General features: G+C 70.9%; 22 protein-coding genes, 1 pseudogene and 1 riboswitch. Of the genes and pseudogenes, 13 read left to right on the forward strand and 10 right to left on the reverse strand.

Translation table 11 applies throughout. The annotated features are described in order from the left end of the window. Positions 1 to 57 precede the first annotated feature (57 nt). Positions 58 to 645, reverse strand: coding sequence for a TetR/AcrR family transcriptional regulator (locus tag IE252_RS17030; RefSeq protein ID WP_190090269.1), 588 nt, complete (start codon positions 643 to 645; stop codon positions 58 to 60). A gap of 187 nt (positions 646 to 832) precedes the next feature. Between IE252_RS17030 and IE252_RS17035 the strand changes: the two are divergent. Continuing rightward, positions 833 to 1,622 (forward strand): annotated as a pseudogene (locus IE252_RS17035) (alpha/beta hydrolase family protein). 36 nt (positions 1,623 to 1,658) lie between these two features. Here IE252_RS17035 and IE252_RS17040 read toward each other — a convergent pair. From IE252_RS17040 to IE252_RS17050, 3 genes are all read right to left on the reverse strand, one after another. Beyond that, positions 1,659 to 1,955: a protealysin inhibitor emfourin gene (locus IE252_RS17040; protein ID WP_229848466.1), complete on the reverse strand. Its 297-nt coding sequence runs from the start codon at positions 1,953 to 1,955 to the stop codon at positions 1,659 to 1,661. 89 nt (positions 1,956 to 2,044) lie between these two features. Then, entirely contained in the window at positions 2,045 to 3,163 is a 1,119-nt protein-coding gene (locus tag IE252_RS17045) for a M4 family metallopeptidase (RefSeq protein WP_229848468.1), read from the reverse strand. A 306-nt stretch (positions 3,164 to 3,469) separates the two neighbouring features. Continuing rightward, positions 3,470 to 4,042, reverse strand: coding sequence for an HXXEE domain-containing protein (locus IE252_RS17050; RefSeq protein ID WP_190090271.1), 573 nt, complete (start codon positions 4,040 to 4,042; stop codon positions 3,470 to 3,472). A gap of 54 nt (positions 4,043 to 4,096) precedes the next feature. On the opposite strand from IE252_RS17050, the gene IE252_RS17055 reads away from it, so the two are divergent. After that, on the forward strand, positions 4,097 to 4,717 hold the full coding sequence (locus tag IE252_RS17055) for a TetR/AcrR family transcriptional regulator (protein ID WP_190090272.1): 621 nt from the start codon (positions 4,097 to 4,099) through the stop codon (positions 4,715 to 4,717). 45 nt (positions 4,718 to 4,762) lie between these two features. Here IE252_RS17055 and IE252_RS17060 read toward each other — a convergent pair whose 3' ends face one another. The 3 genes from IE252_RS17060 to IE252_RS17070 are packed head-to-tail and all read right to left on the reverse strand — an operon-like array spanning position 4,763 to position 7,914. After that, complete coding sequence (locus tag IE252_RS17060; RefSeq protein ID WP_190090273.1) at positions 4,763 to 5,761, reverse strand: clavaminate synthase family protein; 999 nt, start codon at positions 5,759 to 5,761, stop codon at positions 4,763 to 4,765. Positions 5,762 to 5,799: 38 nt separating this feature from the next. Further along, positions 5,800 to 6,918 carry a 3-methyl-L-tyrosine peroxygenase-related protein gene (locus IE252_RS17065; protein ID WP_190090274.1) on the reverse strand — a complete coding sequence of 373 codons (1,119 nt, stop codon included), beginning with the start codon at positions 6,916 to 6,918 and terminating at the stop codon, positions 5,800 to 5,802. Positions 6,919 to 6,966: 48 nt separating this feature from the next. Beyond that, the gene (locus IE252_RS17070) at positions 6,967 to 7,914 is read right to left on the reverse strand and encodes a helix-turn-helix domain-containing protein (protein ID WP_229848470.1); all 948 of its coding nucleotides are present in this window, start codon (positions 7,912 to 7,914) and stop codon (positions 6,967 to 6,969) included. A gap of 91 nt (positions 7,915 to 8,005) precedes the next feature. Between IE252_RS17070 and IE252_RS43965 the strand changes: the two genes are divergently transcribed. The 3 genes from IE252_RS43965 (at position 8,006) to IE252_RS17085 (ending at position 13,307) form a co-directional block, all read left to right on the forward strand. Further along, positions 8,006 to 12,223, forward strand: a complete 4,218-nt coding sequence (locus tag IE252_RS43965) for a S8 family serine peptidase (RefSeq protein ID WP_190090275.1) — start codon at positions 8,006 to 8,008, stop codon at positions 12,221 to 12,223. A 66-nt stretch (positions 12,224 to 12,289) separates the two neighbouring features. After that, a riboswitch (cobalamin riboswitch) is annotated at positions 12,290 to 12,488 on the forward strand. A gap of 41 nt (positions 12,489 to 12,529) precedes the next feature. Next, complete coding sequence (locus IE252_RS17080; protein WP_190090276.1) at positions 12,530 to 12,916, forward strand: (2Fe-2S) ferredoxin domain-containing protein; 387 nt, start codon at positions 12,530 to 12,532, stop codon at positions 12,914 to 12,916. 157 nt (positions 12,917 to 13,073) lie between these two features. Then, on the forward strand, positions 13,074 to 13,307 hold the full coding sequence (locus IE252_RS17085) for a hypothetical protein (protein WP_190090277.1): 234 nt from the start codon (positions 13,074 to 13,076) through the stop codon (positions 13,305 to 13,307). 25 nt (positions 13,308 to 13,332) lie between these two features. Here the strand turns inward: IE252_RS17085 and IE252_RS17090 are convergent, their stop codons facing one another. Then, positions 13,333 to 14,622: an MFS transporter gene (locus tag IE252_RS17090; protein WP_190090278.1), complete on the reverse strand. Its 1,290-nt coding sequence runs from the start codon at positions 14,620 to 14,622 to the stop codon at positions 13,333 to 13,335. A gap of 100 nt (positions 14,623 to 14,722) precedes the next feature. On the opposite strand from IE252_RS17090, the gene IE252_RS17095 reads away from it, so the two are divergent. Next, on the forward strand, positions 14,723 to 15,583 hold the full coding sequence (locus IE252_RS17095) for a hypothetical protein (RefSeq protein ID WP_190090279.1): 861 nt from the start codon (positions 14,723 to 14,725) through the stop codon (positions 15,581 to 15,583). 11 nt (positions 15,584 to 15,594) lie between these two features. On the opposite strand, the gene IE252_RS17100 is transcribed toward IE252_RS17095, so the two are convergent. Beyond that, entirely contained in the window at positions 15,595 to 16,611 is a 1,017-nt protein-coding gene (locus IE252_RS17100; protein WP_229848471.1) for a helix-turn-helix transcriptional regulator, read from the reverse strand. A 363-nt stretch (positions 16,612 to 16,974) separates the two neighbouring features. On the opposite strand from IE252_RS17100, the gene IE252_RS17105 reads away from it, so the two are divergent. From IE252_RS17105 to IE252_RS17130, 6 genes are all read left to right on the forward strand, one after another. After that, positions 16,975 to 17,655: an aggregation-promoting factor C-terminal-like domain-containing protein gene (locus tag IE252_RS17105; RefSeq protein WP_190090281.1), complete on the forward strand. Its 681-nt coding sequence runs from the start codon at positions 16,975 to 16,977 to the stop codon at positions 17,653 to 17,655. A 363-nt stretch (positions 17,656 to 18,018) separates the two neighbouring features. Next, entirely contained in the window at positions 18,019 to 19,074 is a 1,056-nt protein-coding gene (locus IE252_RS17110) for a FecCD family ABC transporter permease (RefSeq protein ID WP_229848473.1), read from the forward strand. Positions 19,075 to 19,076: 2 nt separating this feature from the next. Beyond that, the gene (locus IE252_RS17115; protein ID WP_190090282.1) at positions 19,077 to 19,844 is read left to right on the forward strand and encodes an ABC transporter ATP-binding protein; all 768 of its coding nucleotides are present in this window, start codon (positions 19,077 to 19,079) and stop codon (positions 19,842 to 19,844) included. A gap of 18 nt (positions 19,845 to 19,862) precedes the next feature. After that, on the forward strand, positions 19,863 to 20,858 hold the full coding sequence (locus IE252_RS17120) for an ABC transporter substrate-binding protein (RefSeq protein WP_190090283.1): 996 nt from the start codon (positions 19,863 to 19,865) through the stop codon (positions 20,856 to 20,858). A gap of 119 nt (positions 20,859 to 20,977) precedes the next feature. Beyond that, positions 20,978 to 21,742: an alpha/beta fold hydrolase gene (locus IE252_RS17125; protein WP_190090284.1), complete on the forward strand. Its 765-nt coding sequence runs from the start codon at positions 20,978 to 20,980 to the stop codon at positions 21,740 to 21,742. Positions 21,743 to 21,829: 87 nt separating this feature from the next. Next, complete coding sequence (locus IE252_RS17130) at positions 21,830 to 22,681, forward strand: MBL fold metallo-hydrolase (RefSeq protein ID WP_190090285.1); 852 nt, start codon at positions 21,830 to 21,832, stop codon at positions 22,679 to 22,681. Positions 22,682 to 22,694: 13 nt separating this feature from the next. On the opposite strand, the gene IE252_RS17135 is transcribed toward IE252_RS17130, so the two are convergent. Next, positions 22,695 to 23,687 (reverse strand): GlxA family transcriptional regulator, encoded by a 993-nt coding sequence (locus IE252_RS17135; RefSeq protein ID WP_444545954.1) that lies wholly within the window; start codon positions 23,685 to 23,687, stop codon positions 22,695 to 22,697. Positions 23,688 to 23,835: 148 nt separating this feature from the next. Here IE252_RS17135 and IE252_RS17140 point away from each other — a divergent pair, with 148 nt between their 5' ends. After that, the gene (locus tag IE252_RS17140) at positions 23,836 to 24,720 is read left to right on the forward strand and encodes an NAD(P)-dependent oxidoreductase (RefSeq protein WP_190090287.1); all 885 of its coding nucleotides are present in this window, start codon (positions 23,836 to 23,838) and stop codon (positions 24,718 to 24,720) included. Positions 24,721 to 24,740: the final 20 nt, after the last annotated feature.

Raw genomic sequence — 24,740 nt, forward strand, 5'->3', positions numbered from 1 at the left:
AATCAGGGGGCCGTACGGGCCTTCGTGCTGGTGACGAAAGTCTTACGCCGTTCAGCTCTACGGTTGCCGCAACCCCCGAAGGAGTAGCGCGACCATGCGGCGAGGGTCGTAACCGGCGTCGCTGTCGCGTCCGATGCAGAGGTTGCCGATGCCGCGCATCAGCTCGTACGCGTGCGTCCCGGGCCGGATCTCGCCCGCGCCGACGGCGGCGTCGAGCAACTGCGCGCAGACGGGCACCAGGCGGTCCAGGAAGTAGGTGTGCAGCGCGGCGAAACCGCTGCTGTCCGACTGCAGGGCGTTGGCGAGTCCGTGCTTGGTGACCAGGAAGTCGACGAAGAGGTCGGTCCACTGCCGGAGTGCGGCAAGGGGAGAGCCGGCGTCGGCCAGCAGGCTCGGGCCGGCTTCGGCGCACGCCTCGACCTGGTGGCGGTAGACGGCGACGACGAGATCGGACCGGGTCGGGAAGTGCCGGTAGATCGTGCCCATCCCGACGCCCGCCCGCGCCGCGATCTCGCGGATCGGGGCGTCGACGCCGGAGGTGACGAACACGTCCGCGGCGGCGGCCAACAGCGTCTGCTGGTTGCGCTGGGCGTCGGCCCGCTTGCTGCGGGCCGGCCCCTCCCCGGACTGGCTTGTACTGGGCACCAGCGTCTCCTTCCCAGGTCCGCGAAAAAACGGAACACTGCACCGTTTACAAAGCGGAGCAGTGTTCCATATAGTAAGTGGAACAGTGCTCCACTTGAGTCTAGCCGGAGCCGGACACTCCCGACCGCCTCACCGCCGCCGCCCGAACGAGACCGGCGGCTGAGGCCACCGAAGGGAAACACCCACCATGAGTGCATCGACCTACTCATCCACCCCCGCCGCTTCGCCCGTCCCCGTCCTGTCGGTCAGCCCGGTGGTGCTCCCGGCTCCCGGCCGGGCCGTGGACCTGGACGTACGGGTCTCCGCGCCCGTGACCGGAGGCGAACTGCCGATCGTCGTCCTCTCGCACGGCCAGGGCTACTCGAACCACCTCTCCTCGCTGAACGGCTACGCCCCCCTCGCCGACTACTGGGCCGCGCACGGCTTCGTCGTGATCCAGCCGACCCACCTGAGCTCCATGACGCTGAGCCGGATCCTGGACCCCGATACCCCGGGGGCGCCGATGCACTGGCGATCGCGGGCCGAGGACATCACGTACATCCTGGACCAGCTCGACGCGATCGAGGCCGCCGTCCCCCAGCTCCGCGGGCGCCTCGACCGAAGCAGGACAGCCGTGGCCGGGCACTCGATGGGCGGCCACACCGCGAGCCTGCTGCTGGGCGCCCGCCTCACCGATCCCGAGGACGGAACGGAGGTGGACCTGGCCGAACCCCGGATCAAGGCGGGCGTTCTGCTCGCCGCACCCGGCAGGGGCGGAGATGCCCACCCTGTTCGACGCGGAGCACGGACTCGGCGGTGTCTCCGGATACGACGTCGCCGAGACCACGGACGAGAGCCCGGAGCGGGTGTCGGCGGTCCAGCGGCTCACCTGGGCCTACCTCCGCAGCGCGCTCTACCCCGGCGATCCCGCTTGGCAGCAGGCGTGTGACGCGCTGACGGCCGGGCCCAACCCGCTCGGACGCGTCGAGTCCAAGTAAGGCCGACGAGGTGCCACTTCGGCAGTGGACCGTGTCCTACTGCTGCGCGAAGTGGTTCTCCAGCCAGCTGAGCAAGGACGCGAACGCCGGGGACATGGTGGTGTCGGACTGGGTCAGAACGGTCGACCGGCCGCCGTCTTCCACCGTGATCGTGTAGCTCATCGCGTCTCGGGCGCGGTCGGGCCGTTCCGCCGCGGGTTCCGGGACGGCTCCCGCGACCAGCCGGGCCAGCTCTGCCGAGGCGTCTTCGGGCAGGGTGTCGGTGTCCAGCACCTTGGGCGGGAGGCGGAGGTTGATCGCCGCCGCCTGCCCGCCGTGAGTCTCCAGCGTCACCTTCGTCGTCCCCACCTCCCGGCCGGCGGAGCGGCGCTGTTCGCTGTCACGATCGTCCGAGGGGTGGAATCCGTATCAACCACCGGCGGTCACTTTTTCCCCTTCAGCGCGGCCACGTCCTTGGCCAGCGACGTCACCTGGGTGGTGAGTATCCCGATCTGCTTGGCCAAGGCCGTCAGGCCGTCCTGTCGGCCCGTGCTGCCGTTGCGGTTGCCCGCGCGGCTACGCGTTCGGGCGACCCCGGCCGGGACCCCGGTGATCTGGATGCCCACTTCCTGCCACGCCGCCAGCACGGCCAACTGCTCGGCGCTGCCGGCCCCGTACAGCGCCTCGGCCTTCTGGTAGGTGGTGTCCGCGAAGTCCTGGAACTGGGTTTCGGCGGTGGAGGCCTTGAGCGCTTCGTACCAGATGAGCCCGGCGGCCTCCCAGGCGAATCCGCCGATGCCCGTCGCGGTGAGGTAGAACGCCTTGTTCGGGATGCCGGAGTTGATGTGCACTCCGCCGTTGTCGCCCCTCTCGGTGTCCGGCAGGTGGACGAACCTGCTCATGTGGTCGGGCTGGGGGTCCTTGCCGAACAGGGCGTTGTCGTAGGCCTGGCCCGGGGCTTTCATCGATCGCAGGGCGTCGGCGTCGATTCCCGGGGTGAAGACCTCGGGTCCGATCAGCCAGTCCGCCGTGTCGGCCGACTCCTTTCGGAACCACTGCTTGACCAGCGACCCGAAGACGTCCGAGATGGACTCGTTGAGGGCTCCGGACTGGTCGTGATAGGCGAGGCCCGCCGTGTTCTCGGTGACTCCGTGCGTCAATTCGTGGGCGATCACGTCGAGGGAGCCGGTGAAGTCGGTGAACACCTCTCCGTCTCCGTCGCCGAAGACCATCTGCTGCCCGTCCCAGAACGCGTTGTTGTACTTCGCGCTGAAGTGGACGTATCCGTCCAGGCGCATCCCCCGGTCGTCGATGGAATTGCGGTTGAACACCTCGTGGTAGAAGTCGTGCGTCGTACCGAGGCCGTCGAACGCCCGGTTGACGGAATCGTCGGTGGACGCCGGTCCGTCTTCCGAGCGGGCCAGCGCGGACACGGGCAGCGACCTGCCGTTCTGGCAGTCGAAGACGGTACGTCGGCCGTTGCCGGGGGTGGCGGTACCGGCGAAGGACGCCCGGACAGCGCGCTCACCACGCAACCCTGCGGTGGTCAGCAAGGTGTCCAAGGCGGCTTGGTGCACCTCGGTCTTGTCGCTTCTCAGGAGCTTTTCGAGAAGGAGCGGGGGAACGATGCAGTTGGGGCGGCAGGTCCTGGTCATCGGATACCTCGCGCGAAAGCGAAAGAGGAGCGGCCGTTGAGCGGCCGTTGAGCCCCGCTCACAGCCGAATGGAGCGAAAGGTGCCTCCCGGCGCGCAGCCCGCGCCGAATGGCGAGCGGTTCCGCTGTCCGCGCCGCGCGCATGCAGGCAGAGGCGAAAGGCGTGTCTACTTCGAGTATCCATTTGATGCCGTGGCAGTGCACCCCCAGCGGTTTATGCGGCCTGCCTCGTCGTCCGCGTCAGGCGCCGCGCCAGCGTGTGCACCGTGCCTGTCGCCACGGGCAACAGGGCGAGGCCGAGGGCCCGGGAGGCGGGTGGGAGGCCCGCGCGGCGCAGATGGGACAGGGCCCACAGGCTGTACGGGATCACCACGGTGGGCGAGGTCGCCACGCCCGGGGTCGGGCCGTGATAGGCGGCCGACTGGGCGACGTGCGCCACGCCGTGGAGGCCGAAGCCGGTCAGGACGGTGCGGAAGAACGCGCTGCGCCCCTGGGTGCGGGCGCCGTCCGCCGCCGCGGCTGCCATCAGCAGGGCCATCAGGCCGATCGCGGTGTTCACCTGGGGCTGGGTGACCTCCATCCGGCTCCACATCGCGTCCGGGACGCGCGGGAAGCGGGCCTTGAGGCGCGGCACGGCGGAGCGGGACCAGGGAGCCATGGTGAGCAGCTCCTCCGCATCGTTGACCGCCCAGGCCGCGAACAACCCCCAGTAGACACCGGTGGGTACGACGTGTGTCCCCGCGGACGCCGCCGGATGCGCAGGTGTCCTGTGCCGTGCACGAGTCATGCTTCCCCCTCAAGAAGTGCAACGCAACGTTGCGTTGTGTTTTACGGTATCCGCATGGGTGAATCCAGTACGAGCAGTTCCCGGCGACGCACGGCGGGCACCGGTCCGCGCGCCGCCGAACGTATCCACGAGGCCACGTTGGAACTCCTCATCGAACGCGGCTACCAGAAGCTGACCGTGGAGGCCGTCGCCGAGAGGGCGGGGGTGAACAAGACGACGATCTACCGGTGGTGGCCGTCCAAGGGCCCACTGCTGCGGGCCGCGCTGCTCCGCTCCCGGGTGCTCGACATCGACATTCCCGACACCGGAACCCTCCGGGGCGATCTGATCGCGCTTGCCGGACAGATGGCCCGCCTGGTGAACGGAGAGCGCACCGGCCTCGTCGCCCGTGCCATGCTCAGCGGCGGCGCCCAGGACGAACTCGCCCTCCTCGCCCGGGACTTCTTCGCCGACCGCCTCGAACAGGAACGGCCACTGTTCGCCCGTGCCGTCGCCCGCGGCGAACTGGCGGCGGACGCGGACCCCGCCCTGCTCGTCGACCTCATCGCGGGCGCCGTGTGGATGCGGATCCTGCTACGGCAACTCCCGGCCGGAGAAGGCTTCGTGGAGGCCGTGGTCGACGCGGTGCTGCGGCCCGTCGGCGTCCCACTCGCCTCGGTGGAGGGCCCGCGCTGACAGTGCAGTCGGCCCGCGCGGGTCGGTCCCTGCCCTTCGCGCTGGTCAGCGGTCCAGTACGTGGCCGTCGTCCGGGCGGTGGTCGCGGGAGCGGCGCAGGTCGGTGGTGACGTAGGTGCGTTGCAGCCAGCGGTCCGCTCCGTCGTAGCGGGGGTGGAAGGCGGTGCGGCCGTGGACGGTGACGCGGTTGTCGATGACGACCAGGTCGCCGGGGGTCAGGCGCAGGGTGCGGGCGGTCGCCTCGCAGGCGCGGCCGAACGCGCTCAGCGCCGCGGTGGCCCGCGGGGTGAGCGGGGTCGTGACCAGCTGGGCCATGCGGATGTCGGGGTCCTCGGCCGCACCTGACAGCACGGGCGTGGCCTCGGGCGTGTTCGCGGACGCGTCGGGGCTGAAGGAGGGCGGCGGTGTGGTGATGAACTCCGGTGCGAACAGGGCCTGCCGGTCGGTCGGGGTGAGCAGTGGCAGTGCTTCGCGGATACCGGCGGTGCGCAGACCGGCCGTACGGTCGTGGTCGGCGCGCAGGCACAGGAAGACCACGTAGTCGGGCGGGTGGGGATGGAAGCCGTTCTCGGTGTGGAAGGAGAGCGGCGCCGAACCGGCGTTGCCGTGGAAGGTCTCCTGCCCGGGCACGGGCACGACGTCCTGGACGAGGGCGCCGGACTTCTCGGCGAGGTAGGCGAGCGGCTCGCCGAGCCCGCAGGCCACCATCGTGAGTATCGCGGCCGGGACGGTGACCCGGCGCTGGACCGAGTTGGGCAGGGCCGGTGTCGCGGGTAGGGCCGCCTCATCGATGGGCAGCCCGCCAATGACCAAGGTGCCGTGCGGGCCGGACTCCCTGCGGAACCGGCGTACTTCCCGGCGCAGCAGCAGCGGAAGGTCCTCCCAGGCGTCCCGGGCCCGTGCCAGCCACTTCGGGCTGTCGATCTGGTCGTCCCCGCCGGTGCACAGCGTGCGGGCCACTTGCTCGCACACGTCGGCATCGGCCGGTTCGAGTTCCCAGTCGGCGGCAGTGCTGCGGGTGGTGCCGGGCGTCATCTCGGGCATCAGGTCTCCTGCCGGGTGTGGGCGTCGGACGCGCGGACTCACGAGTGGCGCAGGCCGGCCACCGCGTCGGCGACGTAGTGGTCCCCGAAGCGGATCAGCGGGGCGTACTGGGCCGCGCGGCGATGGCGCATCAGCCGTAGTTCGGCGACGGCGTTGTCGGGTCCCTCGGGTCGCTGGGCGAGGGAACGGCGCAGATGCACCATCGAGTACGCCAGGGTGACGTGCCGTTCACCGTCCACGATGTCGGCTTCCAGCAGCGCGCCCCGTGCCTCGGCCAGCTGCGGGGCGCGGGCCGCCAACTGTTCGTAGGAGTCGGGAACCACGGCCAGCAGGTCCTTCATCGCCGCCCGGAACAGCTTGTAGCCGCGATGCTGGCGCCCGCTCAACGGCATGTCCACCGACGGCGGCGCCATGCTCTGGCGTACCGTCGCCATGTAGTAGTCGGTCGGGATCGTACTGGCGTGGGTCATGGCCGCCGGGAAACCCCGTACGTACGCCGTCGCATCCGCCAGCCGCAGCAGCGCGGCATCGCTGTCGCCGTGCCGGAGTCGGTGGGTGGCGTCGGATACGGCGACCGCGGCGCAGATGTTGAACAGGACGTGGACCTGGTGTCCGATGAGCCACCGGGCACTCCACACACTCTCCAGCGACGGCCCCGCACCGGGCTCGGGGAGGACCATCGGCAACGCGCGGTCGGGATCGGTGCCCGGCGCCGCACCCGTGAGGTCGAGCAACGCCTGCCGCATCCCGGCCACTTCCAGCGCCAGGTCGGCACCCGACAGCGGAGCCTCACACAGATCCTCCAGACCGCGCTGGATGACGAGGGCGCCGTGCAGAGCGGCCTGCTGATCCGACAGCTCCACCTCACGGACGCGGAAGTACGACTGACTGGTCGACTCCGCCGGAACGTCCTCACCGGCCACGATCGGAGCCAGCGCCGACAGCGCGGTCACCAACTCACCGACAGCGGCGGTGGCTCGCCGCAGCGCGTCGGTCCGCTCGATCGGTCCGGCGTGGGTCGGTATCTCGGCCAGTGCGTGTGCGGTGCGCTCCGCCTCGGCTTCGACCCGTGGGCCCAGTGCCGGGAGGGGCCGCCCGCTTCGGGGTTCACGGAAGACAGCGACGGCAGGATGACCGGCAACCGGTTGTAAGCCCATGGTGGAAGTGTTTCGCCAGGAACACCCCTCACGAAACCCCCAGGCGCGTCATATCCACCCCCGACGCGCTGCGATCACCCCCGCCTGGAAGCGGTTGGCCGCGCCCAGTTCCTCGTGGAGGCGGCTGATCCGGCGCCGCATCGTCCGTACCGACCAGCCCAACTGGCGGGCGATCGCCTCGTCCTTGAGGCCGCCGACCAGCAGGGTGAGCATCTGGCGGTCCTCCTCGTTGAGGGGGTCGTCGGCGGGGGCGTCCAGCGGGGTGGCCGTGCGCCAGCAGAGTTCCCAGTAGTCGATCAGCCCGTCCAGGAGGGCGGAGGGGCGGATGACGGCCGCGCGTACCTCCGCGGTGAAGTCCAGCGAGAGCGGCATCAGGGCGAGGCGCCGGTCCGCGATGGCCAGTTTGATGCGGAGACCGGGCAGGACGCGGGCCTGCTCGCCACGGTGCACCAACTCGCGGATGTCGCCCAGGACACCGGGCCATTCCAGGGCCTCGGGGGCGTACACGGCGCGATAGCGGACGCCCCGGGTGAGGGCCGTCGCCTCGACCGGGTTGGAGGTGGTGAGTGCGTACGGCGGCCGGTCCAGGGTGATGACCTCCTCGCGCGCCTCCTGCTGCAGCTGGACGAACCAGCGGCCCAACGCCTCGCCACCGGTGATGACTTCGACCTGCGCGAAGCTGCCCTGCTGGGCCGTGGTGAACAGCCGGGAGAGCTCCCCGGCGGCCGCCCGTACACCGTCGAGGTCGGCGGTACGGGAGCGGACCAGGGACTCCAGGGCCGCGCCCGGCTCGATGGCCGCGTAGCGGCGGCGCGTTCCGGCGAGCCGCCCCACCAGGCCGTTCTCGCGCAGCCGGTCCAGGGCGCGGGCGACCCGCTCGGGCGAGCAGGACAGATCGTCGGCCAGCTCGGCGGGAGCGGCGGTGTGGCGGACGAGGATCGCTCGGTAGACGCTCTCGTCGAACGGGTCGATTCCGGCAGCGGTGAGCTGGGGCATGGTGAGGATCTTGGCCCGTATGTGCCAGGGGCAGCAATGGGCCAGGCCAAATCATTGTCTGGACCACGGGATTCCGATTACTTGGTCTGGCATGACCCCTCGAAGATCCCTCACTGCCGCACTGACGGTCGCCGTGCTCGGCGGCCTGCTGTCCGCGGTACCCCAGTCCGCCACCGCGGACCCCCACCAGGATCCGGAGCAGCGCGTCATCGTCACGCTGACCGGGGAGGCCGCCGCCACCGGGAAGGGCGTTCTGCGCTCCGCCGACGCCCGGGCGATCGGCACCGACCGGGCCGCCCTCGCGGGCCGGCAGAAGTCGTTCCTCGACCGGGCCAAGGGCGCCGGGCTGCACACCGGTTCACCACGCACCCTGAATCTCTTGCTCAACGCGGTCGCCGTGACGGTGAAGGCCTCCCAGGTCGCCGCGCTCAAGCGGCTGCCCGAGGTGGCCTCCGTGGTCCCCGATGCCAAGATGCACGTGCTCACCGATGCGAGTGTGCCGCTGGTCAACGCCCCGCAGGTGTGGCGGCGCAAGGACCCGGCGGGCAACAGCGCCGACGGCACGGGCACCACCGTCGCCGTCCTGGACAGCGGCGTCGACTACACCCATCCCGACCTCGGCGGCGGTTTCGGCGCGGGCCACAAGGTCGTCGGCGGCTACGACTTCGCCAACGGCGACGCCGACCCGATGGACGACAACGGCCACGGCACCCATGTCGCGGGCATCATCGCGGGCAAGGCCGCCGAGAAGGACGGTGTCACCGGTGTGGCGCCGGGCGCGAGCATCGTGGCGTACAAGGTCATGGACGACGCGGGGGAGGGCTACACCTCGGACATCGTGGCCGGTATCGAGGCCGCGATCGACCCGGCCAATCCGCACCGCGCCGACGTGATCAACATGAGCCTGGGCGGCTACGGGGACGGCACCGACCCGCTCGGCGCGGCCGCGACCGCCGCCGTCAAGGCGGGTGTTGTCGTCGTCGCCTCCGCAGGCAACGAGGGCCCGGGCAGCGGCACCATCAGCACCCCGGCCGCCGCCGACGGCGTCATCGCGGTCGGCGCCTCCATCAGCGGACTGCGCATACCGAGCGCCGCCTACAAGGGCGGCGAGAAGATCCAGACGTACCGCGGAATGGTCTCCGCGAACCCGCCCGTCAAGCCCGTCACCACCGAGCTCGTCGACGTCGGCAAGGGCACCGCGGAGGACTGGGAGCGGGTCGGCGACGTCAAGGGCAAGGCCGTCCGCATCGACATGCTGGTCGCGCAGTCCTCGCGGGACCTGTACCTGACCGAGATCGAGATGGCTCGGGAGGCCGAGCGGCACGGCGCGGTCGCTCTCATCGGCGGGCCGTCCGGGGGCGGCGGCCCGGTGTTCGCCGCATCGCCGTCCCTGGCGCAGGACCAGCCCCAGTTCCGCTCCCTCGACGGCTCGGTCCCGCTCGCCGCGCAGACCTCCCTCAAGGACTCCGGCGACTCGCTGCGCATGGACACCATGGTCATGCTGGGCATGGACTCCACCCAGTACGCCGAGCTCGGCCGACGTCTGGCCAAGGGCAGGGTCGAGGTGACGATCACCGGCACGGACGTCACCGACCAGATCGCCTCGTTCTCCTCACGCGGCCCCGACCTTAGGTGGAACCTGAAGCCGGACCTGGTCGCACCCGGCTACGACATCCGCTCCACCATCCCCAAGTCCCTCTACGCGCCCGGCTACTACCGTATGTCCGGTACGTCGATGGCGGCACCGCACGTCGCGGGCGCGGCCGCCCTGCTGCGCCAGCTGCACCCCGGTGAGACCCCGGCGAAGGTCACCTCCGCGCTGGTGGGCTCCACGAAGCGGCTCAAGGACTACGGGACGAGCACCGTCGGCTCCGGCCGTCTCGACGTCGCCGCGGCCGCCGATGCGGCGGGCACCGGCATCACCACCACCCCGGCCACCCTCTCCTACGGCCTCGCCGACCTGGCCAAGCACACGGTGGGCGGCAGCAAGAAGCTCACGGTCACCAACTCCGGCACCAGGGCCCGCACGGTCCGGCTGAAGGCGAGCGGCGAGGCCCGGGTCAGCCCGGCCACCTTGCGCATCCCGGCGGGCGCCAGCGCTACGGCGACCGTGACCCTGCGGGCCGACCGCCCGTCGGGCGAGGCCGAGATCAGCGGCACGGTCACCGTCACCCCCGAGCACGGCACCGCACTGCGTGTCCCGTACCTCCTGGTCGTACGGCAGTTGTTCGTCCAGGCCGGTCCCGACCCGAGCGACGGCACGTCCACGGCCGTCGTCCTCACCCCGGCCCCGCTGGCGAAGCCGCCGGTCCTGACCGTCACCCCGCCGCACGGCAGGCCCTACACCGTCACCACCACGCTGCGCGCCGGAAACGTCTACCAGGCGGAGATCACCGGCCGCGGCGAGGGCGCCCACCTGGTGTCCGCCGATGGTCGGACCACCGACGGCAAGACCCTGACCAGCAACCAGGACGGCTTCGAGGTCACCCCCGCGAACAGCCGCGGCTCCCGCTGGCAGCCCGTCGGCCCCAACTCCGAGAGCGGCGACATCACCACCGCGCGCAGCGCCCCCGGCGCCGCCGTCCTCACCCAGTACAACAAGCCCGGCCCCTGGTCCACCCAGGACAACGGCGCCACCTGGCAGCAGCACACCAGGCTGCCGCTCGGCGACGTGGGCGGCCAGGCCTTCACCGTCATCGACCCGAAGAACGCCAAGCGCTGGTGGTACGCGTCCAACAGCAGGTCCGGCATTCCCCGTGCCGGCTCGATCCTGCGCACCGAGGACGGCGGCCGCACCTGGCAGACGCTGAACACCCCCGACACACGCATCACCGGCTTCCTCACCGACGAGGCGGGCAGGACCCTGGTCGCCGTCACCGCCACCGACCTGCTGCTCAGCAAGGACGGCGGCGACACCTGGACCACCGAGCCCCTCGGCATCCCCGTCGACGCCGTCTACGACGTGGCGATCGGCGGTGACAGCCTCTACTTCTCGGCGGGCAAGTCGCTGTGGAAGCGCGACGGCCTGTCCTCCGGCCCCCTGGGCAAAGCCACCAAGGTGTACGAGCCCACCGGCGGCAAGGTCTCCGTCAACGTCGTCGCGGACAGCGTGGCCGTGGCGATGTACGAGGTCGGGTCCGGCGTCGTCGGCTCCTTCGACGGCGGTAAGACGTGGGCCACGCTGGACAACCACGGATACGGCGGTACGGGCCTGACCCTCACCGGCGGCGACATGTACATCGGCTACGGCAAGGACATCCGGGTCGGCCGCGACCACGGCCGTCGGTGGAGCACCATCCCGTCCGTCAACAAGGCCTCCACCACCTCCGACTTCGACCGCTGGGCCGACGGCTCGCTGACCGTCTCCGCGGACGCGGCCGGTGTCTACCGGGGTACGGCGGACGGCAAGGACTACCGGCGCCTCGGCGTCCAGGGCGGCACCGTCAACTCCCTCGCGGTCAGCGGCGACCACCTGCTCGCGGCCGGTCAGCAGGGCACGCACCGCTCGCCGCTGCCGGTCGCCGGAGCGGAGTGGGGCACCACCGGTGGCGAGGGCAGGATCGGCCTCTCGACCCGGCTGCTGCAGACCTCGGCCAAGGACTCGCGGGTCGTGTGGCGGGTGCGCTACGGCGCCTGGGGCGACTTCCACCTGCAGCGCAGCGGTGACTCGGGTGCCACCTGGCAGGAGAAGGGCTCGAGCAACGGCACGGTCCTCGCCATGGCGGTGCACCCCGCCGACCCCGACCGTGTGTACGTCAGTTACGGAAACCTCCTGGGCCGGGGCCTGTTCTCCACCGAGGACGGCGGCGCCACCTGGAAGAACCTGCTCCACGACCGGACGTACTTCACTGCCGTCGCGGGCGACCCGAAGAACCCGGACCGGCTGTGGCTCGGCGCCCCCGACGGCCTCTACCGCTCGGACAACGGCGGCGACGACATCAGCAAGGTCGCCGACGGGCGCGTGGACACCATCGAGTTCACCGGGTCGAAGATGCTGACCGGCGGCGACGCGATCAAGGTCTCGACGGACGGCGGGAAGACCTTCCGCACCGCCGACACCGGCGCACTGCCGCTGCGGGTCAGCGACCTGCTGCAGGTCGGCGGCACCCTCTACGCGGCCACCACCAGTCAGTGGGACGCGGCCCTGCCGCGCGGCGGCCGAGGCGTCCTGCGCTCCACGGACGGCGGCCGCAGCTGGCACAACATCTCCACCGGCCTGCAGAACCTCAACGCCACCAGCCTGGCGACGGCCGGCGGCTGGCTGTACGTGGGCACGGTGCAGGGAGGTGTACACCGCCTGAAGCTCTGACCGGGTAGTCGCGGAAGAAGGGGTGGCACGCCCGGCAGCAGGCGTGCCACCCCTTTCGGATCATGGTGACGATCCACCGCCCGACGTGCGACGATGCCCGACGACAAGGCGACGCGGAACGAGGAAGCCGGTGCGATTCCGGCGCGGTCCCGCCACTGTGATCGGCGAGCGAACCCCGAACAGACCACTGCCCACAGACGGGTGGGAAGGACGGGGCGAGCCGCGACCCGAGAGCCAGGAGACTCACGTCGTCGCCTCCTTGACGAAACCGGGGCGGATCTCCCCGGAGGAGGAGCGTGAGCGGGCATGGCGGAGCAGCGACCAGAAGGCGGCGCCGGACCCACCCCGGCCGACTCGGCCCCGTGCCGGATCGTGGTGTGCAGGGACTGCTGCTGCGGGAGCCCGAAGGTGCCCGGGGTCGACCACGTGCGGCAGAAGGCGCGCCTCGCCGAGCAGGCGCCCGTACGGGTCTCCGCCTGCCTCGACGTCTGCGAACAGGGCAACGTGATCGTCGTCCAGCCCTCGCGTGCCGCGCGCCTCGCCGGTGCCCGCCCCGTCTGGCTCGGTCTGGTCAACGACCCCGACGCCACGGAGGACATCGCCGCCTGGGTCCGCGCCGGCGGCCCCGGCGTCGCACCCTGCCCCGACATCCTCGACCTGTACACCTTCACCCCGTCCCGCAGGGCGCGATGAGCAGGCTTGGCCGTCCGGGCCCTGGCACCCGCCCCTGACCAGCGGCGACGGGTCCAGGACGTGTACGGGAGCCTGCTCGGCGGCCCGACTATGCTGATCACCACGCGGTGAGCGAACGGGGGTTCGCCACGTCGTCTACTCAGGGGGAGCGGGGAACGTGGCCAAGCCTGTACGTGCCGCCATAGGGGACACCTGGATCCGGTGCGGCTTCTGCCAGGGCGATGTGTTCCGGAACCGCGAGGTGAAACTCAACAGCTCCGGGGCCGAGTTCATGAACCTCGGCTGGGCGAACGAGTCGGCGACCGGACTGATCTGCTGGAACTGCGGCTACGTCCTGCTCTTCGCGAACCCGGGTCTGAAGCTGTACAAGGTGGAGAAGGACAAGGGGTGACACCACGTCTGGGACCCGGGGAAAGCTAGGCGGACTCGGGAAGCGGAGCCTCGGCGGGCCGCCCCTGTGTCGCGCGGGCCGTGTCGTGGCTTGAGCGGCGGGTGCGCTCCGCCCAGGCGGCCACCGGTGGGCCCGCCGCGCCCAGAGCCGCGAAGAACACGCCGAGCAGCAGCCAGCCCGCGTGTCCGAGGCCGAGGACCGCTGTCGTGAGCACCAGCGGAGCCAGGGCCTGGCCCGCGTCGAAGCCGATGCCGAAGAGGCCCTGGTACTGCCCCTGGGCGTGGTCGGGGGCGAGACCGAAGCCGAGCGCATAGCCGCCCGAGGACTCCCAGACCTCTCCGAGGCTGTGTACGCAGACGGCGAGGACGGCGAGCCCCGGCGCGACCCAGGCCGGAACGTCCGCGGTCAGGGCCATCAAGGGACAGCTGACCAGGAAGAGCAGCCCGGCGACGCGGAACGCCCGGCCGCCCTGGCGCGGTGTCTCCACCCGGGAGCCGATCCGGCTCTGGAGCAGCGCGCACACCCCGCTGTTGACCGCGTAGACCGCCGCCACGGTCCAGCGGGGCGCGTCGGTGTGGGCGGAGAGCCAGATCGGCAGGAGCAGGGAGACGGTCTGGTACTGCAGGCCCATCGCACCGTAGAGCGCGACGAAGGACACGTACGGCCGGTCGGACAGGACGGCCCAGCCGTGGTGCTCCTCGGGACGGGGCAGCGGCTGGTAGTTCGGGACGCCGAGCAGGGCGATCAAGCCGGCGCAGGCGAAGCTGGCGGCGTTGGCGAGGATGAGCGCGGTGTACGCCGCGCGGGTGTCCGCCGAGACGGCGAAGGCGGCGCCGAGCGTGCCCAGGACCACGCCGAGGTTGACGAACGTGCGGAGTCTCGCCCTGAAGGCGGCCGGGCGTTCACCGCCGGTACGGGCGATGAGCGCGCCGCCCGCGGCGCCGCCCGCCGTCGCCGCCAGCCGGTCCAGGGTGGCGATGAGCGTGAACGTCAGCCAGTCGTGGATGAGGACGAACGCGGCCATCGTCACGGCCTGCATCGCCAGGGCCGTCAGCCAGACCGTGCGCGGGCCGTACCGGTCGGCCAGGTTCCCGGCCGGGATCCCGGCCAGCAGTCCGACCAGCCCGGCGATCGTGAGGCCGACACCGACCCGCGCGGCGGGCAGGTGCACCACCAGCGTGAAGTAGAGCACCGCGGCGGTGTTGAACAGCCCGTTGCCCACCCGGCTGACGAAGCTCGCGGCGATGAGGGCACGCTGCGGAACGCCCGGCGACGGCGAGGTGGATATCCGCGGCCCGGCGCTCTTCCCGATCATGGGGACGAGGCTAGCAGCGCACCTGTAGGCACCCTCTGGATGGCCCGGGGCCGGGGAAAGCCGGTCGACCGCGCGGGAGGGTCTGCCTACCCTTCACTGCATGATCCCCGCCCTGCGTGCCCGCCGACTCTTCCACGCCGTGGAGAACCATCAGGGCGTGGACGTCTTCCCCGCGGTTGTCGAACCGTGGCTGGACGAGCACGCCGACGTCGTCCGGGAGGCCCTCGCGCCCCTGGCCGCCTTCGGCGGGTGGCAGCGTTCCGCGTACGAGTGCGGTGATCCCCTCGAGACGGCGTACGCCCTCAGCCGCGTGAGCGACGCACTGATCTACAAGTTCCAGCCGGTGATGCCGCCGGGCTCCGGGATCTCCTGGGCGCAGGACATCCACCAGCCCGAGTGCTGGCCGCAGATCACCCGTGACCAGTACCTGGCCGCCTTCGCCCGGCTCGGCATGACCCCGATCGGCGACGCCGCGTTCGAACCGTTCTTCCACGAGGTCGTCCACGTCGACCAGGACGAGGATCCGCAGGCGCCGGTCGAGATCACCGGGGCGGTCTGGCCGGGCCTGATGTTCGGGGAGATGCTCTTCAACCGGGTTGGTGTGAGGGTGCGGGCCGGCGCTCGGCACCTCGTCGCCGGCATCGCGGACCGGTCGCCGCTCCACGACGTATTCATACGCCGTCACCGGGAGACCCTCGACGGGTCGCTGGGCTGGGGCAGCAACTCGCAGTGGAATACAGACTTCCGCCGCGACTACCTCACCGACACCGCCTTCCACTTCGCCGTCGACGACACCCCCGACTCGGACCAGGACATCTTCGGCAAGCCGAGGAGACTGACTCCCGCAGAGCGATCGGACCTGGTGCGACACCGCTGCCGGACCCGTTCCCTCCAGGATCCGGATGCCCTGAACAGCGCCGCCCCCGGCGGTCGGCTCACCCTCCCGCGGCATCCGTACTGACCTGCCCGGCCTTACGCGGTGAGGGCGGCCATGAGTTCGTCGCGCCCACTGGCGCCGGTCTTGCGGAAGATCGCTCTGAGGTGGTCGTTGACCGTGTGTACGGACAGGTCGAGGAGCCGGGCGATCTGCTTGGGCGCGGTGCCGTCCTGCAGATGCCGCACGACCTGCTGCTCCCGGGTGGTGATCCCGTACCAGTCGCAGAACGCCGGGACGAGCAGTTCGCCGGTCGCCCGCTGGATCACGATCGCCACGTCGCCGTCGTCGCCGAGCGGCTGGGCGTCGATCGCGGTCCACTCGCCGTGCACGATCGAGGGGGTGCACACGCGCGCGTACCGTCGGCGCGGATCGCGGGCGTGCTCGCGCGCCTCGAACGACAGGGAGGCGTAGCAGTATGCGATGAGCCAGTCCGGTGCCCCCTGCTGCTGCGCCATCAGGGCCTGCCGCTGCCGGGCCTGGGGTGTCATAGCGGTGATTTTGCCCTCGGCGTCGACGACGAGCATGCCGGGCGGCAGTCCACGGTCCGTGGGCGCGATGGGTCCGGTGGTCACGTAGCCGCGCACCGCGGCGATCAGCGGCGGCCCGACGGCGGCGCTGCGGTGCGTGTCGTCGGTGTCGAACGGCCGCCCGCCCGCGGCCCGCAGCAGACCGAGCAGTCCCCACACGCCGCGGCCGTCCCGCAGGACCAGACAGAGCTCCTCGCCGACCCCGTACCGGGCGAGCAGCCGGTCGTACGCGCTCGCGCGGCAGCGGCGATCCGCCACGAGGACCGGCACGTTCTGCCTTGCCAGGCGGGCCAGTTGGGGGTAGTTGGCTCCCCGGCTGGCGACGGTCATCAGCTCACGGCCGAGATCCGGTTCGTACCCGTGCCAGAACCCCAGCGCGGTGGCGCCCACCCCCAGCGACGGGTTCATCACCACCAACCGCAGGGCGTCGTGCGCGACCACCGGCGCGATCACCCGGGACAGCGCGGCCCCCGTGTCCTCGACCCCGGCGCCGGGCACCAGCACCTCGCGCAGGTCGCGATACAACCGATCTCCCCCTGGCATCACGCCCCCCAGTGTGAGCCCCCATCCGCTGGACGGACAAGCCTATCGATACGGACATTTCGGAGTGGCTGGATCCGGTGGTCGTCCGAACGGCAATGGTGGAGGGTGGCCAGATTCGAACCGGTAAATGCCAGTTGGTCCGTCCGTGAGAGCGCAACACCTTAGCCGGGCGGCACCCTTCTGTGGGCCGGGTCGGAAGGACTGCTGGGGTTCATGGGGTGTGAGGTTTCACACGCGGCAGACAATTGCCTCGCCGTATCACCTTCCAGCAGAGTCATGGATCACTTAGGTCCCGCATGGCGATCCGCGAGGTCACCCGTGCGGACACTGCTGGAAGGAACGCGTGTGAGCCGGAGCTCGGTCCGGGGTTTCGCGGTGGCATCGGCCACCGCGGTCACCACCGTTGGCGCCGTAGTCGGTATTGCCGCAGGCGGTCCCGCGGCGGCCCCGAACGACAACGTCGAGGCGACCGCGGCGGATTCGACGCTCCTCGCGGACATACCCGTCGGCCAGCAGGCCCAGGTGCAGACCGCGTCCCTGACCCAGCAGGCCGACGCACAGTCCGCGCAGGCGAGCGCCGCCGCGAAGAAGTCCGCCGAGGAAGCCGCCCGCAGACAGGCCGCCCGGGACGCCAAGTCGAAGAAGGGCGCCGCCGAGAAGGCCGCGAAGGACCGCGACCTGGAGAAGCAGAGCGCGAGCCGCTCGACGGACCGGAGTACGCTCCAGACCCAGAGCTCCTACACGGTCGCCGAGGTCAAGGCGATCGCCCGCCAGATCGTCCCGGCGGGCCAGTTCCAGTGCTTCAGCAACATCGTGGAGAACGAGTCGAGCTGGAACTACCGGGCCACCAACGGCAGTGCCTACGGCCTCGTCCAGGCACTGCCGGGCACGAAGATGAGCTCCGTGGCCCCGGACTGGCAGACCAACCCGGCCACGCAGATCAAGTGGGGCCTCAACTACATGAACCAGCGCTACGGCAGCCCCTGCGGCGCCTGGTCGTTCTGGCTGTCCCACAACTCGTACTGACGCGCCTTCGGCCTTCGTAGCGCGGGCAGTGGCTTCCCGTCAGCTGCCCGCACCATGTGCGAGGACGAGGTCGCCGTCATACCGCGGCCGGTGACCTGGCCCTTCACAAATACACCGAAGACGCCGTTTGTTAGGCTCCTTTCGTCTCCCGCGGGGGAAGTCCGGTGAGATTCCGGCGCTGACCCGCAACGGTGTGCACGGCTGTCCGACGGTCGCCGTGCGAGCCCGATCGCCCGTGGGGGGCCTGCGACCCGTTGACTGCTCGCCGTGGACTGCGAGAGGGGACCGCGCGGTCGGCACGGCCGTACGGGCATCTCCCGCTTGACGTCCAGCCGGTGGCCCATGTGAAGGACGGTCCCCACCGTGCGCCGAAGGACGGCCCCCAGCCGGATACCCGTGCTGCCGCTCACCCTCGGCCTGGGACTGCTGCTCCTGCTGTCGCTCGTCTGCGGTGTCGGACTCGGGGCCGCCGAAGTCGGCTGGGCGGACGTGCCCCGTTTCCTGTGGGCCGGACTCACCGGTGGCACCGTCTCGGCGGGCGACGCGGCCGCGTACACCATCGTCTGGGAGATCCGGCTGCCGCGGGTCCTGCTCGGCGCGGTCGTCGGGGCGGGGCTCGCGGCCGTCGGGGTGGCCGTGCAGGCGATGGTCCGCAACGCACTGGCGGATCCCTTCGTCCTGGGCATCTCCTCGGGCGCCGCCGTGGGCGCCAACGCCGTCATCCTGATGGGGGCGTTCGCGGGACTCGGGGTGTGGGCGCTGTCGGTCTCGGCGTTCGCCTCGGCGCTCGCGGCCATGGCGCTGGTGTACGCCGTGGCCCGCTCACCCCGTGGGCTGACTCCCCTGCGGCTGATCCTGACGGGTACGGCGCTGGCGTACGGATTCGAGGCCCTCACCACGGTCATGGTGTTCGGCGCGGCCCGTGGCGAGGCAGCCAGGTCGGCGATGATGTGGCTGCTGGGTAGTCTGGGCGGAGCGACCTGGGCGAAGGTGCCGATCGCCGCGGTGACCGTGGCGGCCGGGTGGCTCTGGCTGCGGTGGCGGGCGGAGGCGCTCAACGCGCTCGCCATGGGGGACGAGACCTCGGCCGCGCTCGGTGTCCCGCCGTCGCGGCTGCGCCGGGAGCTGTTCCTCGTCACCGCGGCCGTCACCGGGACCGTCGTCGCGGTCAGCGGAGCCATCGGGTTCGTCGGGCTGATGGTGCCGCACGTCGTCCGCATGGTGGTGGGCGCGGACCACCGGCGGGTACTGGCGGTGGCCCCCTTCGCGGGTGCGGTGCTGCTGGTGTGGGCGGACGTGCTGTCCCGGCTGCTGCTCGCCCCGGCCGAACTGCCCGTGGGCGTCATCACGGCGGTGGTGGGTGTTCCCGCGTTCATCCTGCTGATGCGGCGCGGCGGCTACGCCTTCGGAGGTGGCTGACCATGCGGATCGACATCGACGGTGTGACGGTCGAAGCCGCCCGCACCCGGCTGGTCGACGACGTCCGACTCACCGCGGACAGCGGGGCGTTCGTCGGGCTCGTCGGCCCGAACGGCAGTGGGAAGTCGACGCTGCTGCGCAGTGTGTACCGGGCGCTGCGGCCCACCCGGGGAGCGGTACGGCTGGACGGCGATGATCTGCACGCCATGGATCCACAAGCCGCCGCACGGGTGCTGGCCGCGCTCCCGCAGGAGTCGTCCGCCGACTTCGACTTCACCGTGGCCGAGGTGGTCGCCATGGGACGGCTGCCGCACCGGGGGCGTACGGCGGCCTCGGACCGCGAGATCTGCGCGCGGGCCATGGAGCGCACCGGTGTCGCCCACCTGGCCGACCGGGGTCTGCTCAGCCTGTCCGGCGGAGAGAAGCAGCGGGTCCTCATCGCCCGCGCGCTCGCCCAGGAGCCGCAGGTGCTTGTGCTCGACGAGCCCACCAACCACCTGGACATCGCCCACCAGCTGGACGTCCTCTCGCTCGTCCGCGACAGCGGGGTGACCGTGTTGGCCGCGCTGCACGACCTCAACCTCGCGGCTGCCCACTGCGACCTCCTGTACGTCATCGACGGCGGCCGGATCGTCGCCTGCGGCCCTCCGCACGACGTCCTCCAACCGGAGCTGCTCGCCCGGACGTTCGGCGTGCGCGCCCATCCCGTACGGCATCCCGTCACGGGCGCCGTCCAGCTCCTGTTCGACCTGCTCCCGCCCACCGCGTAACACCACCTAAGGACGCCCATGCGCAAGCTGCTCGCCGCCGCCCTCTGCCTCGTCGTGACCACCGGGTGCGGTGCGAAGGTCGAGCGGGCCGAGGACGCGAAGTCCGCGGCGGTCACCCTCACCAACTGCGGCCGCGAGGTGACGTACAAGAAGGTCCCCGAGCGGGTGGTCACCAACGATGTCGGCATCACCGAACTGATGCTGGCCCTGGGGCTCGAGGACCGTATGGCCGGGTTCGCCATGCCCGACGACAAGGGTGACCTGCGCGATGTGCCGTGGAAGGACGGCTACGACAAGGTCCGTTGGCTCTCGAAGGACCAGCTCACCAAGGAGAACGTCCTCGACGCCCGCGCCGACCTCGTCTTCGCGGGCTGGAGCTACGGTTTCCGCGAGGAGGGCGGCTTCACGCCCGAGGCCCTGGGGAAGCTCGGCATCCCCTCGTACATCCTCACGGAGTCCTGCCGCAACAGCCGTACGAAGACCTCGCGCGGCATCATGCCGCCCCTGGACGCCCTGTACGCCGACCTGACCAACCTGGGCAAGCTGTTCGGGGTCGAGAAGCGGGCCGCCGCGCTGATCGCCGACTTCAAGAAGCGCATCGCGGACGTACGGGCGAAGGCCCCCGGCGGCACCGACCGGCCCACGGTCTTCCTCTACGACAGCGGCCGCGACCAGCCCTTCACCTCCGGCCGCTACGGAGCCCCGGAGCAGATCATCACCGAGTCCGGCGGCGTCAACGTCATGCACGATCTGGCGGACTCGTGGACCACGGTCGGCTGGGAGAGCGTCGTCGAGCGCAACCCCGACGTGATCGTCGTCTGCGACTACGGTGAGGTGAGCGCCGAGGAGAAGAAGAAGTTCCTCTTGTCCCACCCTCCGCTGCGGGACGTCTCCGCCGTCAAGAACCGGCGCATCTTCACGCTCGACTACGTCGACCTGGTCGAGAGCCCCCGCAACCCGTCGGCGATCGCCCGCCTCGGCGCGTATCTGCGGACGGTGGCGGGGACGCGGTGAGGGGCACCCGGAGACACGGGTGCGTGCGGGGTGCGGTCTTGTCCGGTCCGGCGGCGATAGCGACACTTGACCGCCGGACCCTCGGCATCCGTGCACGGCTATCACGAACAGGGGATGTTGTGACAGGACAGGTCGTTCCGCACGACGTACTGGGCAGCGGGCCCGCACGGGCCATCCTGCTCCACAACTGGTTCGGCGACCGGTCGAGCTTCGATCCGATGCGCGAGCACCTGGACGGGGAGGCGTTCAGTTACGCGTTCCTGGACTGCCGAGGGTACGGCGAGGCCATCGACGCGGACGGCGCGTTCACGATGGAGGAGGTCGCCGGGGACGCCCTCGCCGTGGCCGACCGTCTGGGCTGGGAGTCCTTCTCGGTCGTCGGCCACTCCATGGGCGGCAAGGCGGCCCAGCTGATGCTGCTGGACGCTCCGTCGCGGATCCGTTCGGTCATCGGCCTCTCCGCGGTCCCCGCGTCCGGGTTCCCGCTCGAAGGGGAGATGTGGGAGCTGTTCGCCGGCGCGGCGGAGAACCCCGCGAACCGCAGGGCGATCGTCGACAACACCACCGGCGGGCTGCGCGACGACGCCTGGCTGGACGCGTTGGTGGGTCGCTCGGTGGAACGTTCCTCGGCCGCGGCTTTCCGCGCGTACCTGGACTCCTGGGCGCGCGGCGACTTCCACGAGCGGGTGAAGGACAACCCGGCCCCGGTGCTCCTCCTCGTCGGGGCGAACGACCCGGCCCTGGGAGCCGAGGCCATGCGGGCCACGTGGCTGCAGTGGTACCCGAACGCCCAGCTGGAGGAGCTCCCGGACACCGGGCACTACGCACCGGAGGAATCCCCCGAGGCCGTCGCGGCGGCGATCGAGCGCTTCCTCGGCCGCTGAGGTTGCGGACCCTCGACGGGCAGGCCGCTTCCGCTTGTGTGAGGGTGGGAGCGGTTCCTACGCCCATGCGTGAGGGAAGTGCCCACGATGACCGAGCCTGCGCCCTTGTCGTACAAGGTGCTCGTCGCGGACGGAGTCCCCAGGAAGATCGATCTGCGGATGCCGAACGGCGACCGGATCGTCTCCTCGCCCGTCTCGTCCACCCTGATCCACGGGGAACGGGACGCCGTCCTGGTGGACCCGCCGCTGACCCATGGGCAGATCGCGCAGGTCGCCGAGGGCGTGGAGCGCTCCGGCAAGCGGCTCGCGTACGTGTACGTCACCCACGGCCACCCCGACCACTGGTTCGGCACGGCGACGCTGCTGGAGCGGTTCGGTGACGACGGCACCGTCGTGTACGCCACTGAGGGCACCATCGGGCAGATGCGCGAGCAGCTGAAGGGCAAGGAGGAAGGGTTCGCGAAGACCTTCTTCGAGGTCCCCGAGAACACCCCGGTCCTCGCCGTCCCCGTACCGGCCGAGGGGTTCCTTCTGGAGGGCCGGGTCCTGCGCGCCGTCGAGACCGGCCACACCGACACCGACGACTCCAGCGTCCTGCACGTACCGTCGATCGACCTCGTGGTCGCCGGAGACGTCGTCTACAACGGCGTGCACCAGATGATGCTCGAAGGCGGCGACGGCGGCCTCCAGGCGTGGCTCGACGGCATCGATCGGGTCGCCGCGCTCAACCCGCGCCATGTCGTCGCCGGGCACAAGAACAAGGACCTGCCCGACGATCCGAAGATCCTGGACGAGACCCGCCGGTATCTGCGCGACGCGATCCGCCTGCTGGCCGGCAGGCCGACCCCGCTGGAGTTCTTCGACGAGATGATGAAGCTCCACGGCGACCGGCTCAACCCCGGCCCCCTCTGGTACAGCGGCCTGGGCCTGCTCGCTTGACGGCGCCCCTGCACTAATCGGCTGGTCGCGTCGGCTCGGGCGTCGTCCGGGGGAAGGCTCGCCGGTAGTCGCTCGGCGACACCCCGATCTGTTTGAGGAAGTGGTGGCGGAGGTTGTTCGCCGTGCCGAGACCGCTCAGCTCCCCGACCTTCTCGATGGGCAAGTCCGTTGATTCCAGCAGGCTTTGCGCCCGTCCCAACCGCTGGTTGAGGAGCCACTGGAGTGGAGTCGTCCCGGTGGCCGCCTGGAGCCGCCGGTGGAGGGTGCGCGGGCTCATCGCCGCGCGCCGGGCCAGATCCTCGACGGTCAGGGGTTGGTCCAGGTGGGTACGCGCCCATTCCAGGACGGGCGCCAGGCTCCCGCCGTCGGTGGTGGGCACGGACAGGTCGATGAACTGCGCCTGGCCGCCGGGCCGATGGGCGGGCACCACCATCCGGCGGGCCAGCTGGTTGGCGACGTGTGCGCCCAGGTCGCGCCGCACCAGATGCAGGCAGAGGTCGAGGCCCGCGGTCAGCCCGGCGCTGGTGAGCACGTCGCCGTCGTCCACGTACAGCACCGAGTCGTCGACCTGTACCTTCGGGTAGCGCTCGGCCAGTTGAGCGGTGTGCATCCAGTGGGCGGTGGCGCGTCGTCCGTCGAGCAGCCCCGCCTCGGCGAGGGCGAAGGCGCCGGTGCACAGGGAGACCATGCGGGCGCCCGCGTCGTAGGCCCGGCGCAGGGCCGTGATCAGTGCGGGCGGCAGCGGTTGGCCCTCGTCGACGCAGGGGTCGGGTACCGAGGGCACGATGACGGTGTCGGCGCCGACGAGGTCGTCGAGCCCGTAGGGGGTCCGCAGCGACAGCCCGGTCCCGTGCGGAGAGCCGTCCTGAGGCTCCCCCGTACTGCACAGCCGCAGGTCGTACCAGGGGTCGGACAGGTCCGGCTGCGGCTTCCCGAAGATGGTGCACGGGATGCTCAACTCGTACAGATCCCAGGAGGGGACTCCGATGTCCTCGACCACGACCACGGCGACGGAACCAGGATTCATACCTCGAAGGGTATGGCAGGAATTTGGTGGTCGCTGTCATCAGCGTCACTGTTCCCGGTCACCGCGCGCTGCGATCTTGGTCGTACGTGACCGGCCGCCAGCAGGCGTACGTACAGGGAGTGGTGACATGCATTCAGATCGCCCGGCGGTAACCGTCATCGGCTTGGGCTCGATGGGTTCGGCGCTGGCCGCCGCATTTCTGGAGCGGGGCCATGAGACCACTGTGTCGAACCGCTCGGCGCAGCGGGCCCAGCCGCTGGTCGACCGGGGTGCCCGGCTGGCCGCGACGCCCGAGGAGGCGATCGCGGCGAGTCCGCTGACCATCGCGTGCGTACTGGACTACGAGGCGCTGTACGCCGTCCTCGACCCCGTCGCCGACTCGCTCGCGGGCAAGACCCTGGTCAACCTCACCTCCGGCTCCCCGGAACAGGCCCACGAGGCCGATGCGTGGGCCCGGTCGCACGCCGCCGACTGCCTCGACGGCGCGATCATGACCACCCCGCCGGGCGCCGGCAGCCCCGAGATGATGTTCCTGTACAGCGGTTCGCACGCCGTCTTCGAAGCCCACCGTCCGGCCTTGGCGTCCCTGGGGGACCCCTTGCACCTGGGCACCGACCCGGGCCTGGCCTCGCTCTACGACGCCGCCCTGCTCGGCCTGATGTGGTCCACCATGACCGGCTGGCTGCACGGCACCGCGCTGGTCGGCGCGGAGAAGACACCGGCCACGGCCTTCACCCCGGTCGCGATTCGCTGGCTGACCGCCGTAGCGGGCTTCCTGACCACTTACGCGCCACAGGTGGACGCCGGCCGCTACCCGGGCGACGACGCCACCGTCGACGTGCAGATCGCGGCCATCGACCACCTCATCCACGCGGCGGCGGCCCGCGGCATCGACAACGCCCTGCCCGAAGTCCTGATGTCCGCCATGGAACGGACCAAGGCCGCGGGCCACGGCTCCGACAGCTACGCGAGCGTGATCGAGGTCCTGGAGAAGCGGACGGACGACAAGTGACCGTGACACCAACAGCGACC

This window comes from Streptomyces melanogenes (assembly GCF_014649795.1).
Classification (GTDB): domain Bacteria; phylum Actinomycetota; class Actinomycetes; order Streptomycetales; family Streptomycetaceae; genus Streptomyces; species Streptomyces noboritoensis.

Coding starts and splice junctions, on each gene's coding strand:
- IE252_RS17050 (WP_190090271.1), bottom strand. CDS start 4,042: ATGACTCGTGCACGGCACAGGACACCTGCGCATCCGGCGGCGTCCGCG.
- IE252_RS17055 (WP_190090272.1), top strand. CDS start 4,097: ATGGGTGAATCCAGTACGAGCAGTTCCCGGCGACGCACGGCGGGCACC.
- IE252_RS17060 (WP_190090273.1), bottom strand. CDS start 5,761: ATGCCCGAGATGACGCCCGGCACCACCCGCAGCACTGCCGCCGACTGG.
- IE252_RS17065 (WP_190090274.1), bottom strand. CDS start 6,918: ATGGGCTTACAACCGGTTGCCGGTCATCCTGCCGTCGCTGTCTTCCGT.
- IE252_RS17070 (WP_229848470.1), bottom strand. CDS start 7,914: ATGCCCCAGCTCACCGCTGCCGGAATCGACCCGTTCGACGAGAGCGTC.
- IE252_RS43965 (WP_190090275.1), top strand. CDS start 8,006: ATGACCCCTCGAAGATCCCTCACTGCCGCACTGACGGTCGCCGTGCTC.
- IE252_RS17080 (WP_190090276.1), top strand. CDS start 12,530: ATGGCGGAGCAGCGACCAGAAGGCGGCGCCGGACCCACCCCGGCCGAC.
- IE252_RS17090 (WP_190090278.1), bottom strand. CDS start 14,622: ATGATCGGGAAGAGCGCCGGGCCGCGGATATCCACCTCGCCGTCGCCG.
- IE252_RS17095 (WP_190090279.1), top strand. CDS start 14,723: ATGATCCCCGCCCTGCGTGCCCGCCGACTCTTCCACGCCGTGGAGAAC.
- IE252_RS17115 (WP_190090282.1), top strand. CDS start 19,077: ATGCGGATCGACATCGACGGTGTGACGGTCGAAGCCGCCCGCACCCGG.
- IE252_RS17120 (WP_190090283.1), top strand. CDS start 19,863: ATGCGCAAGCTGCTCGCCGCCGCCCTCTGCCTCGTCGTGACCACCGGG.
- IE252_RS17130 (WP_190090285.1), top strand. CDS start 21,830: ATGACCGAGCCTGCGCCCTTGTCGTACAAGGTGCTCGTCGCGGACGGA.
- IE252_RS17140 (WP_190090287.1), top strand. CDS start 23,836: ATGCATTCAGATCGCCCGGCGGTAACCGTCATCGGCTTGGGCTCGATG.